Origin of the sequence: Aquimarina sp. ERC-38 (assembly GCF_026222555.1) — a bacterium.
Lineage (GTDB): Bacteria > Bacteroidota > Bacteroidia > Flavobacteriales > Flavobacteriaceae > Aquimarina.
The window spans coordinates 3,969,522-3,985,597 of sequence record NZ_CP098511.1 but is presented as its reverse complement, the minus strand read 5'-3'; the positions used below and the strand labels follow the sequence as shown (position 1 = coordinate 3,985,597).

Sequence of the window (16,076 nt, the reverse complement as noted above, 5' to 3'; positions counted from 1 at the left end):
GCCTTCCTTTAAAAAGGGAAGTAAAGGGAACTAAGAATTTAAAGTTTAGCATTCCTCATAGTTGCTAGTACTACCTTGTATTTCCTTTCACCTGTTATTCTACCTCAGAAATAACCTTTGCTTTTTTTAATAAATGCTACCTTTTTACCATTACCGTTTCCGGGACCAATCCTGAAAAATCTCCTTTATTTCGGATAACATCCCTTACAATAGAAGAAGAAATAAAACTTTTTCCGGAGGAAGTTAGCAAAAAAACAGTTTCAATTTCAGAAAGTTTACGGTTGGTATGTGCAATCGCCTTTTCAAACTCAAAGTCAGCTGGGTTCCGAAGTCCCCGTAGAATAAAATGTGCGTTTTGTTGTTTACAAAAATCAACGGTTAAGCCTTTGTAGGTCATTACTTTAATTTTCGGTTCGTTGACAAAGGCATTTTTAATAAACTGGGTTCGATCTTCTAAAGAAAACATATATTTCTTTTCAGCATTCACCCCGATTGCCAGAATTATTTCGTCAAAAAGCGTAAGTCCCCGTTCTATAATATCATAATGTCCTAAAGTAATCGGATCAAAAGACCCGGGAAATACCGCTCTTCTCATAATGTAAATGTCTTGCAAATCAAATGTATGAATTTTATACGGGTCGGCAAGTATAGTTTTCCGGATCGTATAATAGCTTTAAAAGCATAAGCATATTATTTTAATAAGGCATACAAATATCATTTATATAACCTTTATCTTTTAAACAAAGCAAGTTTGATTCCTAGTAAAATAAAGATACCTCCGGTAATTTTGTCCAGCCATTTTTTGATCTTATAATTTTTCCGAATTTGACCGGATAATTTTGAAGAAAATATAGCAAGTAGTAGGCACCAAAGGGTTCCGGTAATCAGAAAAGTAATGCCTAAAATTAGAAATGATAATGAATTTTGCGAATAGCTCGGATCTATAAACTGTGGTAGAAAGGCTAGGAAAAATAAAGCCACTTTAGGATTAAGAAGATTGGTTAGCACACCGGAAAGATAGATCTTTCTGTAATTCGTAGTGGTACTTAATTTATCAATTTCAAAGGCACCTTCTGATTTTTTTAAAATCATTTTCAATCCTAAAAACACAAGGTATACAGCACCCACATATTTGACCAGTTCAAAAGCAAGAGCTGATTTAGCCAGAATTACGGATAAACCTAAAGTTGCAAAAATGACATGGAAAATTGCCCCGGTAGATATTCCTAAAGCCGATAGAATTCCGGCTTTTTTGCCTTGAGAGATACTTCTGCCCAAGATATACATGGTGTCTGCTCCAGGCGTTATATTTAAAATAAGACCTGCTAATAAAAACGCTTCAAAATTTACAATTCCAAACATGATAAAATTTAAAAAAACTTAATAACCCAATAACTAAATAACTCAGTAATTCAATAACTTAATAACCCAATAACCCAATAACCCAATAACTCCTACAAACACTCTTCAATCGTATTAGTAACTAATTCTTTTAAAGAGATCCCAGCGGCTAAGGCTTGTTGTGGTAAAATACTGGCTTCGCTAAAACCGGGATTCGTATTCATCTCCACAAAATGCGGTTTACCCTTATGAAAAATAAATTCACTTCGGGAAAAACCTTTCATCTTTAAAATCTGATAAATAGATAAAGCTAATTCACGTACCTGGTTTTCCTGTTCTTTAGTCAAACGCGCCGGAGTAATTTCTTCTGATTTCCCTTCGTATTTAGCTTCATAATCAAAAAATTCATTTTCCGAAACAATTTCGGTAATCGGTAATACCGTAGGCTTCCCCTGATACGTAATCACCCCAACGGATACTTCGGTTCCGTCCAAAAAGGATTCGATAATAATTTCGTTATCTTCCTTGTAGGCAGTATCAATTGCCGGAACTATTTCGGCTTTACTTTTTACTTTAGAAACTCCGTAACTACTTCCCGCTTTATTAGCTTTGACAAAACAAGGTAGGCCAACACGTGCTACAATCTCATCTACATCAATTCGATCACCTTTATTTAAAAAGTAATTGGTAGCACAAGGCACCCCGTAGGGTTTTAAAATACGAATGCAATCCCTTTTATTAAACGTAAGGGCAGCCTGGTAAAAGTCACAAGCGGTTTGGGGAATACCTAATAATTCAAAATAAGCTTGTAGAAGTCCATCTTCACCGGGAGAACCATGGACAATATTAAAAGCTGCATCAAAATTTATTTTTTTTTGAGCAATGGTAATGGAGAAATCATTTTTATCAACATGATGTATTCCTCCTTTTTCATCCAAATGATACCAGGATTCCCGGGTAATGATAATTTTATAAGGATTGTATTTTTCAGTATCCGTATGTTGAAATACGACATTGCCACTATTAATTGAAATATCTTTTTCGCTGGAATAACCACCCATTAATATGGCAATATTTTTTTTCATAGGTTTACTACTTTCAAAACAAAAATATCATTTATCTTATAACAAAAGATAAAAACAAGTCGTTATTTATATATTTGCCCAAAGCATGACTGCTATATGAAATTTCTGAAAAATCTGTTTCAATTTTTAAAGAGCAAAACCTTCTTAATTCAGCTTATCATTGCTGTTGCCCTCTTTGTCATTATTTGTTTTGTTGCGTTAGAATGGTTGGAAAGTTCTACCAATCATAACCAACAAATCGTGGTGCCTAGCTTAAGTAAAAGAACTTTAGATGAAGTAGAAGAAGTATTGACAGCAAAAAACCTTCGGTATGAAGTACAGGACTCTACTAATTATAACCCTGACTATCCGAAGTATTCCGTAATTGACCAGAACCCACCTCCGGGTAATACGGTTAAGGAAAACCGAAAAATATACGTAACCTTAAACCCTTCCGGATATCGTAAAATTGAAGTTCCTTCTGTAACTCAGCAAACCCGAAGACAGGTAGAACCTAAGTTAATTGCACTAGGCTTTAAAATCGGAAAAATTACTTATCAACCGCATATGTCCGATCAGGTTTTAGAATTAAGGTATAAAGGAAAAAAAATAAAACCCGGGGATAAATTAATGAAAACCGCCACCATAGACCTGGTAGTTGGAGATCAGAGCGGGAAGTCCTTAAACCTTTCCGGGGATAGTAATTAATTTAAAATACTGTTATAAACATATGTCAACCGTAGGTAAGGAAGAAGGTCCGGAAGAAGAAGAATTATACGAACACCATCGGTTTGTAGCAGGAGCAGGACAAGAACCTTTACGGGTAGATAAATTTCTGATGAATTTTGTAGAAAATGCTACCCGTAACAAAATTCAGCAGGCGGCAAAAGAAGGGAGCGTATATGTAAATGATATCCCGGTAAAATCTAACCATAAAGTAAAACCAAATGACGTTGTTCGCGTATTGTTTTCACATCCGCCTTATGAAAATTTGTTAACGCCTGAAGATATTCCACTAGACATTGTTTATGAAGATGACACCTTACTAGTTTTAAACAAACCCCCAGGAATGGTGGTACATCCGGGTCATGGTAATTATTCCGGTACGCTGATTAACGCATTGATCTATCATTTTAAAAACTTACCTAATAATAGTAGTGATCGTCCTGGATTAGTACACCGGATCGATAAAGATACCAGCGGACTTCTGGTTATTGCAAAAACCGAAGAAGCAATGACACATCTAGCCAAGCAGTTTTTTGATAAAACCTCAAAGCGAGAATACGTGGCTTTAGTTTGGGGTCATATCACAGAAGATGAAGGTACTATTGAAGGCAATATCGGACGACATCCTAAAAATCGGTTGCAAAATACGGTTTTTGAAGGCGAAGAAGCCGATAAGGGCAAACCGGCCATTACCCACTTTAAAGTTTTAGAACGCTTAGGGTACGTGACCTTAGTTTCCTGTCGTCTTGAAACCGGCCGTACGCATCAAATACGGGTACATATGAAACATATCGGTCATACCTTGTTTAACGATGAACGTTATGGCGGTGACAAAATCTTAAAAGGAACCACTTTTACCAAGTACCGACAGTTTGTTGAAAATTGTTTTAAGATTTTACCCCGTCAGGCACTACACGCACAAACCCTGGGCTTTATTCATCCGGTAACCGGTAAAGAAATGTATTTTGAAACTGAAATACCTCAAGATTTGCAAGAATGTATTGATAAATGGAGAAATTATACAGTACACCAATCTGCCATATAATATTAATAATTCTCCGAAAAATATGTAGCTAAAACTCCATTTTTATACTTTTCCATTGTTAATTTTATATTTTATTCCTAAACATACCACCTGATTGTAATGTAAGTAGCAATAAAGCATCTAAAATTGTAAATAGAACATTTATAAATAGTTAAACCTAGGTTAAAAGTAAAAAAAAATGGTAATATTTTTAAAAACGTGGAAATAGCCATTTAAATAATCCTATCTTCGCACTTTAATTAAATATAATGAATACAGGAACAGTAAAATTTTTTAATGACTCCAAAGGATTTGGATTCATCACAGAAGAAGGCTCTAACAAAGACCATTTCGTACACATCTCAGGATTAATTGATGAGGTGAGAGAAGGTGACCAAGTTGAGTTTGAACTTAAAGAAGGTAAAAAAGGATTGAACGCGGTAAACGTGAGAGTATTATAATATACATTTTTGATTTTTTTAGTACACAATCCCGCTGCAAAGCGGGATTTTTTGTTCGGATAGGATACACTGTTATAATTGACCTGATTGGACTAACATCTTTTATGGTGGAACGGATACTGTAAAACAAAGGACAAAATTGTATTTTTGAAGAAAAGAACCTAAAATGAAAATTGTAGTTTCCCCCGCTAAGTCCTTAAATCTAGACGCTAAACTCCCAACAGATAGAAATACTCAACCTCAATTTCTAGAAACTACCTTACAGCTTAACCGTGAACTTGTAAAAATGTCCGGAAAGAAAATAGGGGAGTTGATGAATATTAGTGATAAACTAGCGGATTTAAATTATACCCGTTTTCAAGAGTTTAGTAAAGAACATTCTAATAAAAATTCGCGTCCTGCCGTTTATACTTTTGATGGGGATGTGTATACAGGATTAGATGTATACACGCTTCCAACGGAAAAACTAGATCAACTACAAAATTCGTTACGGATTCTATCTGGGATGTACGGTATACTGCGCCCCTTGGATTTAATACAACCATATCGATTGGAAATGGGAACTAAACTCGCAATTAAAAAAAGTAAAAACCTGTATGAAGTATGGAAAACACAGGTTACGGATTTTTTAAATAACGAATTAAAGGAAGACGAACTTTTTATAAACCTGGCAAGTAATGAATATTTTAAAGCTGTAGATACTAAAAAATTAAAAGTACCGGTAATCACACCGGTTTTTAAAGATTGGAAAAACGATCAATTAAAGATAATCAGCTTTTATGCTAAAAAAGCCAGAGGTTTAATGTTGAGGTACATTATGGATACCAATAGTACAACGATCGAAGATTTAAAAGGATTTAACTATGAAGGATACGGCTTTAGTGAACAATACACCGAAAAAGAAAACGAACTGGTATTTGTACGCTAGTTAAGGATTAATGAATAATATAAAATAACGTGAAGTTTTTTCAAAAAAAGAATATTTCAAACCTCTTATTTGCTATTTTTCTACTATTATTTCTAATACCTAATACTCGGGGAATGATGCAGATAGTTATAACTCGCATTTTTTCCTTTAGCCCAGGTGTCATTGAGCAGAAAGATCAAAAAAAGGTAACTGACTATCAATGGGAATTGCAAGGAATTAATACGGACTCATATAATCTACAAAACGCTGAAGGGAAAGTGGTATTAGTCAATTATTGGGCAACTTGGTGCCCTCCTTGTATTGCAGAAATGCCATCCTTACAGGATTTATACGATGCTTATAAAGATAAGGTAGTTTTTCTTTTTGTTACCAATGAAGTTAATGAAGATGTAGATAAGTTTATGAATGCAAAAAGGTATACCTATCCGGTATATCGATCCCGGTCAGAAGACCCAAAACCATTTGTAAAAAGCCCGATTCCACAAACCTATGTCCTGGATAAAAAGGGGCATATTGTTATGGATAAATCCGGAGCTGCAGATTGGAATACTACAAAGGTAAAAGAAACCCTAGATCAATTGATAGCCGCTCCCTGATGAGTTCGCAAGTCACCACATTAACTTTTTTTCGATATAAAAGTTTCCTTGGCAAAAGTTGGGCTTTTATGATGATGCAGTTTATGCACACCCACCTTAAAAATAGTTCGGGGCAGGAGTTTTATAAGTTATTAGGAAGTGGTAAACAAGGTTTTAACCCGTTACCGGATTGGGAAGTTTATGGTTTATTGCAAGTATGGGAAAACGAAGCAAAAGCAACTGATTTTTTTTTAAATTCAAAAGCTATGCATAGGTACCGCTCCCATGCTGACCATATTTGGACTTTGTACCTAAAAAACATAAAAGCAAAGGGAGAATGGGACGGGCAACAACCTTTCAAGGAAAATATGGATATACCGGAGAAAACCTTACCTATTGCGGTAATAACCCGGGCAACTATTAAAATAAAAAAACTTCGTTCTTTCTGGAAATACGTACCTACCTCCCAATCTTATCTGGAAAATAACCCGGATTTACTTTTCACTAAAGGAGTAGGGGAAGTACCTTTTACACAGATGGCGACTTTTAGTATTTGGAAAAATGAAGAAGCACTAAAACAATTTGCTTATCGCCATAAAAACCACCGGGATGCCATCAAAATGACACATCAGCAACAATGGTATAAAGAAGAGTTGTTTTCTCGTTTTCAACTATATAAATTCGAAGGTGATTGGGGTGGAGAAGAAGTTTTAAAGGAGTTTTTAATGGACGGTTAGTAGTTGATGGTAAAGGTAGTGTCCATTTTAGTGTGTCTAGGGTTTTTTAGAAAAAGTTTTCAATCAAATTAACAATCACGTTTTTTTTAGTTTCTTCTCAAATTTAAAATTATATATGGGATAGGCATACTTTTTATTGCCTTTTTCTATAGCGACACTGGTAATTAAGGTCAATACTGATTCTTCGCTAGGGAGTCCGGACCTTACTTTAAGGGTCCTTCTTGCGCTTCTGTTAAAGCGTTCTATCCAGTTGGTAGTATAGAGCATTCTTTGTACCCTATGGTCAAAATCCAGGTAAGTAAAGTAATCTTCCCATGGCACTTTGTCTATATGAGAGGTTAGTTTTGGGTAGTCTTTCCATTTGACCTTGATCTGGCCTATCTTTTTCATTGCCTTTTCCCGGGTATGACCTACTACACCTGGCGAGAGTACTTCCCTTAGGTCTTTTGCCAATTCCGCTTTATCCTGATGGCGTACCCTTGCCTGCAAGTTTCGCTGCAAGTGTACGCAGCATAACTGATGCGGGGTAGCTTTCCACACGCTGGCTACAGCTGAGGTAATACCACTCAAGTTATCCGAGGCTACCAGTCCAACTGTTTGTAACCCCCGTTCTTTAAGTCCCTGTAGCACCAACCTCCAACCTGTAGCTGATTCATTGGGCAGGGTTTCTATAGCAATGACCTCCCGGGTATAATCTTCTTTTAAGGCTAGTATAATATAATAGCATTCGTTCTGGTATTTACCGTTGCGCCTGACCTTTACCTGCAACCCATCTATAAAGATGGCAAGGTAGTGGGACTCCAGGGTACGCTCTCGCCATAGGCGCATCTGATCATAAAAGCTTTGGGTGAAATTACTAATGCTACTTTTACTATAGTGACGCCCATAGAGAGTTTGCATTACTTCACCGATATCCCGGGTAGTAAGCCCTTTACCGTAGAGCTGAAAACTTACCTCTCGAAGGTAATCTTCCTGCTCCCTAAATAGGGCTAGAAGTACTGGGCTAAACATACTCTGACGGTCCCGGGGGATGCGCAGTTCCAACTGGCAACCCTGACCAAAGACCTTCCCCAAACGGTAGCCATTGGCTTTATTACCTTCAATAGCATTTGTAGCCAAAAATTCGCTGCGCTCGTTGTAAAGCATTGCGTTAAGTACCATTTCCAGGACATCGTTGAGTCCGGTTGGCTTTTCTAAAAATTAGCTCAGTACAAATTCTGTTTGTTTCTTTGTAAGATTCATGGTTTCCTTCAATTTTTAAAATTTTACAGTGATGTTGATTTTGTAAAATTGTTAAATTGTTGGAAACTTTTTCAGTAAACAGACACACTTTTTTGGACGGGTATCCTGGCCTATCTTTTTCATTGCCTTTTCCCGGGTATGACCTGCTACACCTGGCGAGAGTACTTCCCTTAGGTCTTTTGCCAGTTCTGCTTTATCCTGATGGCGTACCCTTGCCTGCAAGTTTCGCTGCAAGTGTACGCAGCACAACTGATGCGGGGTAGCTTTCCATACGCTGGCTACAGCTGAGGTAATACCACTCAGGTTATCCGAGGCTACCAGCCCAACTGTTTGTAACCCCCGTTCTTTAAGTCCCTGTAGCACTAACCTCCAACCTGTAGCTGATTCATTGGGCAGGGTTTCTATAGCAATGACCTCCCGGGTATAATCTTCCTTTAAGGCCAGTATAATATAATAGCATTCGTTCTGGTATTTACCGTTGCGTCTAACCTTTACTTGCAACCCATCTATAAAGATGGCAAGGTAGTGGGACTCCAGGGTACGCTCTCGCCATAGGCGCATCTGATCATAAAAGCTTTGGGTGAAATTACTAATGCTACTTTTACTATAGTGACGCCCATAAAGGGTTTGCATTACTTCACCGATATCCCGGGTAGTAAGCCCTTTACCGTAGAGCTGAAAACTTACCTCGCGAAGGTAATCTTCTTGCTCCCTGAACAGGGCCAGAAGTACAGGGCTAAACATACTCTGACGGTCCCGGGGGATGCGCAGTTCCAACTGGCAACCCTGACCAAAGACCTTCCCCAAACGGTAGCCATTGGCTTTATTACCTTCAATAGCATTTGTAGCCAAAAATTCGCTGCGCTCGTTGTAAAACATTGCGTTAAGTACCATTTCCAGGACATCGTTGAGTCCGGTTGACTTTTCTAAAAATTTGCTCAGTACAAATTCAGTTTGTTTCTTTGTAAGATTCATGGTTTCCTTCAATTTTTAAAATTTTACAGTGATGTTGATTTTGTAAAATTGTTAAATTGTTGGAAACTTTTTCAGTCAACAGACACACTTTTTTGGACGGGTATCATGGTAAATAGCTGTTGGTTATCGGTTGTCGGTATTTTGTTATTTGTATTTTAAGAGAGGTTGATATCTAGTAGTTGTCAGATTTTCTGTAACCAAGTTTAAGAGATATATTTCTACCTGGTAACTTATACTTTTGGTTAGTGGCTAGTAGCTAGTAACTTTTGGCTAAAATACTACCTCTTAAAATACTTAAAAGGAACAAACAACATCCCAAAGCATTCCCCTTTTTCTTTACCTAAATGTTTGTGGTGAATTTTATGAGCCCGCCGAACTCCTTTAGCATACCAGTTATTTGCGTTTCTAAAAAGTTTAAAGCGCTGATGGATAAAAATATCATGTACTAAAAAATAGGCAATTCCATAGGCTAAAATTCCAAAACCGATGGGTTTTCCAATCCCGAAGGTATAGGAAGGAGGGAGCATGATACATGCCATGCTCACTACTGCATAAAAAACAAAGAAAAAGTCGTTACGCTCCCACCAGCTACCATGATGCTTATGATGGTGGTCCTGATGTAAAGACCATAAAAAGCCATGCATTACATATTTATGGGTAAACCACGCCATAAATTCCATAATACAAAATGTAGTAAAAAATATAAAAAGCCAAAGAAAAATTTTCATATAAGCTAAATTACATCAAGTTAAGACGATAATCAAAATAAGATTTGGCCAGTAACCCAAATTTCTGGTAATTCGGTACTCGGATTCGTGTATTTTTAATTTCTACGGAAGGCGTATTTTTTAACTTGGTCAATAGTTTTTTATAATAAATATAAGCGGTATACACTCCAAATTTAGCTTCAGCTGGGAGTCTGGTAATCCCTTCAAAACCGATATTAAAATCGTTTTCAATTTCTTCAATAATCTTAATTTTAGAAGATTCATCAAGTCGGGTTAAATCTGTTTCCGGAAAATAAGTTCGGCTTAAATCTTCAAAATCTGCTTTTAAATCCCTTAAAAAGTTTACCTTTTGAAAAGCAGAACCCAGGTGCATGGCACTCTCCTTTAAATCATCATAGCGTTGCTGGTCTCCTTTTACAAAAACCTTTAAACACATAAGTCCCACTACATCAGCAGAACCATAAATATACTCTTTATACTCCACATCAGTTAAATACTCTTTTTTATGTAAATCCAGACGCATACTTTTCATAAAAGATTCGTACAAATCTGCTTCTATTTGATACTTATGTACCGTTTCCTGAAAGGAATTAAGAATAGGATTTAAACTTATTTTATTAGCAATAGCTGCATACATCTCTTCTTCGAATTTATCAAAAAGAATAGCCTTATCGTAGTCATGAAAAGTATCTACAATTTCATCAGCAAAGCGAACAAAGCCATAAATATTATAGATATCCTGTCGAATAGTATCCCCTAACATTTTAGAAGCCAAAGAAAAAGAAGTACTGTAAGAAGTGGTAACTATTTTACTACAGGAATAAGATACTTCGTCAAAAATAGATTTCATACGTGAATTGTTTTTAAACCGTTGCCAGCGTGGGGTTCATATCTTTTATTGCAGATTCAATCAATCCGGAAACCAGTTTTCCTGAAATAAGAGAGGGTGGTACACCTGGGCCAGGTACTGTAAGTTGACCAGTAAAAAACAGGTTCCTTACTTTCTTACTTTTTAATTTTGGCCTAAGAAAAGCAGTCTGTAATAATGTGTTTGCCATTCCGTATGCATTTCCCTTATAAGAATTGTATTGTTCTACAAAATCTTTTACACAAAAAGACTCTTTAAAGATAATATTATTTTGAACGCTTTGTTCGGTTTGAGACTCAAACCTGGTTATTATTTTGTTAAAGTATTGTGCTCTTAAGTCAGGTGTATCCTGCAATCCCGGAGCAAGGGGTATTAAGAAGAAGCCGTTTTCACATCCTTCCGGTGCTGTATTTAAATCTGTTAACGAAGTAAAATTTGCGTAGAAAAGTGGATCCTCCGGCCATTTGGGATTGTCATAAATATCTTTAGCATGTGCATCAAAATCCGTGTCAAAAAAGAGATTATGATGATCTACGTTTTTTAGTTTTTTATTAAACCCAACGTAGAACAATAAAGAAGACGGAGCAAAAGTTTTACGTTCCCAATACGTATCGCTGTATTGTCGATCTTCGGGTTTTAATAAGGACTCTCCATGATGATAATCCGCCCCACATAATACGATATCTGCCTTTATTTCTTTGCCGTCTACCATAATTCCGGTAGCAAGACCGCTTTGAGAGGTTATTTTTGATACCGTAGCATTTGTTTTAATTTGAACCCCAAGTGATTCGGCTAATGTTTTTATAGCGAGAATCACCTGGTACATACCCCCTTTAGGGTGCCAGGTACCTAAACCGAAATCCGCATAATTCATAAAACTATAAAAAGCCGGAGTATCACTAGGCTTAGCCCCTAGAAATAGCACCGGAAATTCTAGTATTTTAATGAGCTTTTCATTTTTAAATTCCTTTTTAACTTCCCTGGAGATAGTACTAAAAAATTGTCCTACCTTTTTGATGGTATCCGGAGTTACTAATTCTAACGGGGATACTCCCGGACGATACACCAGATTTTCAATGGCTATGTTATAATTGGATTTGGCTTCAGCTATAAAAGCCTTTAGTTTTGTAGCACTGCCTTTTTCTTCTTTTTCAAAAGCAGCGTATATTTTTTCAAGCGTATCTTCGATAGTTATTTTATACCTATTTTCAAAAAAAACAGTATATGCAGGGTTTAATTTTTCCAATTGATAATAGTCCGAAACTTTCTTATCAAAATCACCAAAAAATTTTTCAAATACATCCGGCATCCAGTACCATGATGGTCCAATATCAAAGGTAAACCCCTCTTTATGTAATTGCCGGGCGCGACCACCTACCGTAGCATTTTTTTCATAAATGGTTACCTTATTACCAGCTTGAGCCAGATAACAAGCAGCTGACAATGACGAGAAACCAGAACCTATGATGACAATGTTTTGGGACATACGGAATATAAAATTGAAATTTAATTTAAAGTTTTCGCAAAAGATCCTCTACGGAATGAAAATAGCTATGTAACGAATCATTTTCAGAAGAAAGATTCATCACCTGTCTTCCTAGCAGCCATAATTTACTTTTTCTTTTATCACCTACAATCCTATCAAAATCACTGATATATTCTTTGATCTTATGTTTTTCAGGCTTGATGGTAAAATAAGAGACAAAAATTGTGTTTTCATGAAAAGAAAGCATATTTGGTAAACTTTCTAAATCTATACTAGGACCCAGGTATATAGCTTTATAGCCATGATGAACTATTTCGTAATTCACGTATAATAAACCTAACTCATGTATTTCGTTAGAAGGTAGATATAGGATAAAAGCCTTATCTTCTTTTACCGGCTTTTCATATTGTAACTTTTCAGTATTGACCAATAATTTTTGCTTAATCAAATGAGTTATAAAATGTTCATGAGAAGCACTGATTGTATCTGTTTGCCATAAAAGCCCTATTTCTGTAAGTAGAGGCATAAAGATATCAATAAATATCTGTCGAAAAGATCTTCGCTCAGTCAGCTTATCATAGGTAGTTAAAAATAGCTGAAGGTCATAATTTAACATGGCAATTTTAAAGGAATTTATTGCCTGGTTTTTTGAATTATTATCCGAAACGATTCGGCGGACATATTCATTAATTTCTTCTTCATTTAATTTGGATACCCTGGATATTTTATAACCACTGTTCACCAGATAAGTCACATTAAGCAACTTCTGAAGGCTATGCAAACTGTAGGAACGAATATTACTTTCCGTCCGGTCAGGCGTTAGCAAATTATAGCGTTTCTCCCAAATTCGGATGGTATGAGCTTTTACTCCACAAAGATTTTCTAAATCTTTAATACTAAAATGTTGTTTAATATTGTTCATAGATGATGTAAAAAGCTTAAACAAATTTAAATAAAAAGTTTAAGCTTTACCGGGCAAGTCTGTTAAAAATGATAGTTATTTTGTTAAATGAGTACGGAAATTAACAGATAAAGCACATTCCAGCTTAATCTCTATAATGATATCTCAGGTGTGTTCCACCTGAAAGTAGTCTATGGAATATGGGGAAATATACCTTATCAATTTGATGCATCAGCAATCTAGAACCATAGGTTAGATCCAACTACTGTCTATTTTACAAATGAAATGCTTTAGCGATAGTAGCAGGTCATAATCATTATCTCACTAGGTTACTACATTCCAGATAATGATACGATAGTTTAAAATGACTTTATTTATAACGTACGGATCTTTATCAACAAAATTTTGTACGGCAGTTTCTGTAGTAAAAATAAGTAGTGCGGCCTGATCAAAATCTTCAAAAGCTCCTGCCATATGTAATAAGCCTTTTTTATAAAAACTAGTTACCAGTTGTAAATGTTCCTGCCGGAATACTTTTCTTTTTTCTATATAGTCCGGAACTTTTTCATAAAACAAAGCGTAGTAAGGTGTCATCAAGTGGGTCGATTAGTAAGTAAAAATAAAAGTACCCGGAATGGGAATCGAACCCACACGTCCTAATGAACACATGGCCCTCAACCATGCCTGTCTACCAGTTCCAGCACCCGGGTATAGCAACCTTGTAAACGTTGTAAAAAGAATGGCAAAGATAAGAGGTATTCTACGTTTATACAGGCAAATTTATACTAAATAATAAAAACGTCGTATAGACGAACTTTAAACTTCTATATTAAAGATATGTTTTAGTACTTAAATAGTTCCTTTACATTTTAAAGAAAATACCACATAGTTACCTAATGGCTCTAGTTTACAACAGCCTTGGTATATCAAAATTGATCAAGCTATTTTATTTATAGCTATCTATCCTATCTTAATTTTTTTCAAAGGAAAGAAATTTTAGCTGCCTTCGTTTCCGGAAGGGCTGGGGATAGGTTTAATTTATATGAACTAGAATTATCTATGCTATTTTAAATTAGAGCCTATCTAATATATAATTGGCTTCAAATCATAGCCAAAACTTATGATTTTCTTTTACCGAAAATGGCATCCATAATTGTTCTGATTCCTTTAAAACCCATATAAATAGCAAGTATTGCAAGGATCACACCTACACCTAAAACGATATAATATAAAAAGTGATCTTTATTATTAAAAGCAGAATGTATGACAACCGGACCTGCAAACATTAGGATAAGGGCAATAGCCATTCGTTGAACCCCTTTACCCAGTAATTCTTTATCCGTGTGTTTTTCCATAAGAAGTGATTGCGCTGCGAACATTTCCGTATTGTTCAAGTAAAGTTTTTGCTTCTTCTTGGGTAATAGTCAGTTCCTCCATTAACATCCGGATTCCTCGTTCTACCAGTTTATCGTTACTTAATTGCATATCCACCATACGATTGCCTTTTACTTTACCTAGCTGAATCATCACCGTAGTAGAAATCATATTTAAAACTAATTTCTGGGCGGTACCGGCTTTCATACGCGAACTACCAGTCACAAATTCAGGTCCCACAACTACTTCTATTGGATATTGAGCGGTACTTGCCAACGGACTACCTTCATTACAAGTAATACAACCCGTTACAATGTCGTTTTTATTACACAATTGTAATGCTTCTACTACATAAGGGGTAGTACCGGAAGCTGCTATGCCTACCACTACATCTTTTGGTGAAACCGCGTGTTCTTGTAAATCTTTCCAACCTTGTGATCTATCATCTTCGGCATTTTCTACTGCTTTCCGGATGGCTTGATCCCCTCCTGCAATAAGTCCAATCACTACATCGTGAGAAACACCAAAGGTGGGTGGGCATTCACTAGCATCTACAATACCGAGACGCCCGCTGGTTCCGGAACCTATATAGAACAGACGTCCGCCACTTTTTAGTTTATTGGTAACGGCAAGTATTAACTTTTCAATTTGCGGTAATGCTTTTTCTACGGCAAAAGGAACGGATTTATCCTCAGTATTGATTCCGCGCAGTAATTCGCCAACACTTTTTTTATCAAGATCGGTATAATAAGAAGACTGCTCGGTGGTTTTTATAAATGCCATCCTTTAAAAATAAGATTTATATGGGTTTTTTTATTCAAACAAATTAAATTTTTCAATAAAGGTTTCTGAAATGCTAAAATAGCCCAAGGCAATATTATCCGGATTAGTTGTATTTACAATATTGCCACGTAAGGTGGCTGGTGGTGCCTGAAAAGGACCACCCGCGTTCTGACCACTTTGTTCTAAAAGTAAATTCATATAATTAAAATGTTCCCGGTCAATTCCCAAAAGTCTGATTTCCAACTCGCGGTCTTCTTCAATCATTTCGTAAAAATAAGAAAATGGAAAGGTTTCCCCTTGAAAAAACCGGTCTTCGCTAGGTAGAAATAAGTTAAGATCCAAATCAAATAGATAATAATTGTCCTGATCAGGATTATCAGTAATAGTAATAATTACTTCTACTTCATCTCCTTGAAAAAGGCTGGAATTACCTTTCACAACGCTATCAATGGGTACGGAAGGTTGCATGGATGTAACAGCTTTATAAACCTCTTCGTTATAAATGATAGTAAGCTCATATTCAGTGTCAAACCTGGGAACAAAATTAGATGAGGAAAAATCAGGAAAGTAAGTTCCTTCATTTCCCGGTCCTCCGAACTCCAGGTAATTAAAAACTTCAGAAGTAGTAAGGTCAGTGATAAAAACAGTTGCACCTTCTACTCTTGTATCCTTATTTTCAAAAAAAGGAGAACTTAAAGATAAAGTAATTGCAAGTTCTGAAAAGATTTCCGGATTATTTGGAAAGAGTTTAATAGCTGCATTTACTACTAACTTAGGTTCGGCAGTTGGTACTTCTACCTCAATAACATCTTCGCAACTACTATATAAAATTACTAATAAAATATATAAAATCTTTTTCATTC

18 protein-coding genes, 1 tRNA gene and 1 pseudogene are annotated in these 16,076 nt (G+C 36.0%); 6 read left to right on the top strand and 14 right to left on the bottom strand.

Going from position 1 to position 16,076, the window contains the following annotated elements; translation table 11 throughout:
* Positions 1-136: 136 nt before the first annotated feature.
* The 3 genes from coaD to NBT05_RS16585 all read right to left on the bottom strand — a co-directional run bounded on the left by coaD (position 137) and on the right by NBT05_RS16585 (position 2,426).
* Positions 137-595, bottom strand: a complete 459-nt coding sequence (coaD, locus tag NBT05_RS16595; protein WP_265771017.1) for a pantetheine-phosphate adenylyltransferase — start codon at positions 593-595, stop codon at positions 137-139.
* Between the two features lie 134 nt (positions 596-729).
* The gene (locus tag NBT05_RS16590; protein ID WP_265771016.1) at positions 730-1,362 is read right to left on the bottom strand and encodes a LysE family translocator; all 633 of its coding nucleotides are present in this window, start codon (positions 1,360-1,362) and stop codon (positions 730-732) included.
* A gap of 92 nt (positions 1,363-1,454) precedes the next feature.
* Positions 1,455-2,426 carry a D-alanine--D-alanine ligase gene (locus NBT05_RS16585; protein ID WP_265771015.1) on the bottom strand — a complete coding sequence of 324 codons (972 nt, stop codon included), beginning with the start codon at positions 2,424-2,426 and terminating at the stop codon, positions 1,455-1,457.
* 96 nt (positions 2,427-2,522) lie between these two features.
* Here NBT05_RS16585 and NBT05_RS16580 point away from each other — a divergent pair, with 96 nt between their 5' ends.
* The 6 genes from NBT05_RS16580 (at position 2,523) to NBT05_RS16555 (ending at position 6,856) form a co-directional block, all read left to right on the top strand.
* Entirely contained in the window at positions 2,523-3,113 is a 591-nt protein-coding gene (locus tag NBT05_RS16580; protein WP_265771014.1) for a PASTA domain-containing protein, read from the top strand.
* 22 nt (positions 3,114-3,135) lie between these two features.
* Positions 3,136-4,176 (top strand): RluA family pseudouridine synthase, encoded by a 1,041-nt coding sequence (locus tag NBT05_RS16575; protein ID WP_265771013.1) that lies wholly within the window; start codon positions 3,136-3,138, stop codon positions 4,174-4,176.
* A 248-nt stretch (positions 4,177-4,424) separates the two neighbouring features.
* Positions 4,425-4,616, top strand: a complete 192-nt coding sequence (locus NBT05_RS16570) for a cold-shock protein (RefSeq protein WP_265771012.1) — start codon at positions 4,425-4,427, stop codon at positions 4,614-4,616.
* 166 nt (positions 4,617-4,782) lie between these two features.
* Positions 4,783-5,544, top strand: coding sequence for a peroxide stress protein YaaA (gene yaaA, locus NBT05_RS16565; RefSeq protein WP_265771011.1), 762 nt, complete (start codon positions 4,783-4,785; stop codon positions 5,542-5,544).
* 113 nt (positions 5,545-5,657) lie between these two features.
* A complete protein-coding gene (locus tag NBT05_RS16560; RefSeq protein ID WP_265771010.1) occupies positions 5,658-6,140 on the top strand; it encodes a TlpA family protein disulfide reductase in 483 nt (160 codons plus the stop codon).
* Positions 6,141-6,208: 68 nt separating this feature from the next.
* Positions 6,209-6,856: a DUF3291 domain-containing protein gene (locus NBT05_RS16555; protein WP_322874187.1), complete on the top strand. Its 648-nt coding sequence runs from the start codon at positions 6,209-6,211 to the stop codon at positions 6,854-6,856.
* 75 nt (positions 6,857-6,931) lie between these two features.
* Here the strand turns inward: NBT05_RS16555 and NBT05_RS16550 are convergent.
* The 11 genes and pseudogenes from NBT05_RS16550 to NBT05_RS16500 all read right to left on the bottom strand — a co-directional run.
* A pseudogene (locus NBT05_RS16550) lies at positions 6,932-8,035 on the bottom strand (IS256 family transposase); the annotation flags it as partial.
* 114 nt (positions 8,036-8,149) lie between these two features.
* On the bottom strand, positions 8,150-9,073 hold the full coding sequence (locus tag NBT05_RS16545; protein ID WP_265771009.1) for an IS256 family transposase: 924 nt from the start codon (positions 9,071-9,073) through the stop codon (positions 8,150-8,152).
* 278 nt (positions 9,074-9,351) lie between these two features.
* Positions 9,352-9,801: a sterol desaturase family protein gene (locus tag NBT05_RS16540; protein WP_265771008.1), complete on the bottom strand. Its 450-nt coding sequence runs from the start codon at positions 9,799-9,801 to the stop codon at positions 9,352-9,354.
* 10 nt (positions 9,802-9,811) lie between these two features.
* Positions 9,812-10,651: a phytoene/squalene synthase family protein gene (locus tag NBT05_RS16535; RefSeq protein WP_265771007.1), complete on the bottom strand. Its 840-nt coding sequence runs from the start codon at positions 10,649-10,651 to the stop codon at positions 9,812-9,814.
* A gap of 13 nt (positions 10,652-10,664) precedes the next feature.
* Entirely contained in the window at positions 10,665-12,155 is a 1,491-nt protein-coding gene (locus NBT05_RS16530; RefSeq protein WP_265771006.1) for a phytoene desaturase family protein, read from the bottom strand.
* Between the two features lie 25 nt (positions 12,156-12,180).
* Positions 12,181-13,077, bottom strand: coding sequence for a MerR family transcriptional regulator (locus NBT05_RS16525; RefSeq protein ID WP_265771005.1), 897 nt, complete (start codon positions 13,075-13,077; stop codon positions 12,181-12,183).
* A gap of 303 nt (positions 13,078-13,380) precedes the next feature.
* Positions 13,381-13,650, bottom strand: a complete 270-nt coding sequence (locus tag NBT05_RS16520; protein ID WP_265771004.1) for a YciI family protein — start codon at positions 13,648-13,650, stop codon at positions 13,381-13,383.
* 32 nt (positions 13,651-13,682) lie between these two features.
* Positions 13,683-13,766 (bottom strand) — tRNA-Leu (locus NBT05_RS16515).
* A 408-nt stretch (positions 13,767-14,174) separates the two neighbouring features.
* Positions 14,175-14,411 carry a DUF6095 family protein gene (locus tag NBT05_RS16510; protein WP_265771003.1) on the bottom strand — a complete coding sequence of 79 codons (237 nt, stop codon included), beginning with the start codon at positions 14,409-14,411 and terminating at the stop codon, positions 14,175-14,177.
* Positions 14,392-15,213, bottom strand: coding sequence for an N-acetylmuramic acid 6-phosphate etherase (murQ, locus tag NBT05_RS16505; protein WP_265771002.1), 822 nt, complete (start codon positions 15,211-15,213; stop codon positions 14,392-14,394). The genes NBT05_RS16510 and murQ overlap by 20 nt, the downstream gene beginning before the upstream one ends.
* 30 nt (positions 15,214-15,243) lie before the next feature.
* Positions 15,244-16,074, bottom strand: coding sequence for a DUF4249 domain-containing protein (locus NBT05_RS16500; protein WP_265771001.1), 831 nt, complete (start codon positions 16,072-16,074; stop codon positions 15,244-15,246).
* Positions 16,075-16,076 lie beyond the last annotated feature (2 nt).

Excerpts from the sequence above, each read along its gene's own strand:
- NBT05_RS16545 (WP_265771009.1), bottom strand. The coding sequence starts at position 9,073 with ATGAATCTTACAAAGAAACAAACTGAATTTGTACTGAGCAAATTTTTA.
- coaD (WP_265771017.1), bottom strand. The coding sequence starts at position 595 with ATGAGAAGAGCGGTATTTCCCGGGTCTTTTGATCCGATTACTTTAGGA.
- NBT05_RS16510 (WP_265771003.1), bottom strand. The coding sequence starts at position 14,411 with ATGGAAAAACACACGGATAAAGAATTACTGGGTAAAGGGGTTCAACGA.
- NBT05_RS16500 (WP_265771001.1), bottom strand. The coding sequence starts at position 16,074 with ATGAAAAAGATTTTATATATTTTATTAGTAATTTTATATAGTAGTTGC.
- NBT05_RS16555 (WP_322874187.1), top strand. The coding sequence starts at position 6,209 with ATGATGATGCAGTTTATGCACACCCACCTTAAAAATAGTTCGGGGCAG.
- NBT05_RS16585 (WP_265771015.1), bottom strand. The coding sequence starts at position 2,426 with ATGAAAAAAAATATTGCCATATTAATGGGTGGTTATTCCAGCGAAAAA.
- NBT05_RS16540 (WP_265771008.1), bottom strand. The coding sequence starts at position 9,801 with ATGAAAATTTTTCTTTGGCTTTTTATATTTTTTACTACATTTTGTATT.
- NBT05_RS16520 (WP_265771004.1), bottom strand. The coding sequence starts at position 13,650 with ATGACACCTTACTACGCTTTGTTTTATGAAAAAGTTCCGGACTATATA.
- NBT05_RS16525 (WP_265771005.1), bottom strand. The coding sequence starts at position 13,077 with ATGAACAATATTAAACAACATTTTAGTATTAAAGATTTAGAAAATCTT.
- NBT05_RS16575 (WP_265771013.1), top strand. The coding sequence starts at position 3,136 with ATGTCAACCGTAGGTAAGGAAGAAGGTCCGGAAGAAGAAGAATTATAC.
- NBT05_RS16590 (WP_265771016.1), bottom strand. The coding sequence starts at position 1,362 with ATGTTTGGAATTGTAAATTTTGAAGCGTTTTTATTAGCAGGTCTTATT.
- NBT05_RS16535 (WP_265771007.1), bottom strand. The coding sequence starts at position 10,651 with ATGAAATCTATTTTTGACGAAGTATCTTATTCCTGTAGTAAAATAGTT.
- yaaA (WP_265771011.1), top strand. The coding sequence starts at position 4,783 with ATGAAAATTGTAGTTTCCCCCGCTAAGTCCTTAAATCTAGACGCTAAA.
- NBT05_RS16530 (WP_265771006.1), bottom strand. The coding sequence starts at position 12,155 with ATGTCCCAAAACATTGTCATCATAGGTTCTGGTTTCTCGTCATTGTCA.
- NBT05_RS16570 (WP_265771012.1), top strand. The coding sequence starts at position 4,425 with ATGAATACAGGAACAGTAAAATTTTTTAATGACTCCAAAGGATTTGGA.
- NBT05_RS16580 (WP_265771014.1), top strand. The coding sequence starts at position 2,523 with ATGAAATTTCTGAAAAATCTGTTTCAATTTTTAAAGAGCAAAACCTTC.
- murQ (WP_265771002.1), bottom strand. The coding sequence starts at position 15,213 with ATGGCATTTATAAAAACCACCGAGCAGTCTTCTTATTATACCGATCTT.
- NBT05_RS16560 (WP_265771010.1), top strand. The coding sequence starts at position 5,658 with ATGATGCAGATAGTTATAACTCGCATTTTTTCCTTTAGCCCAGGTGTC.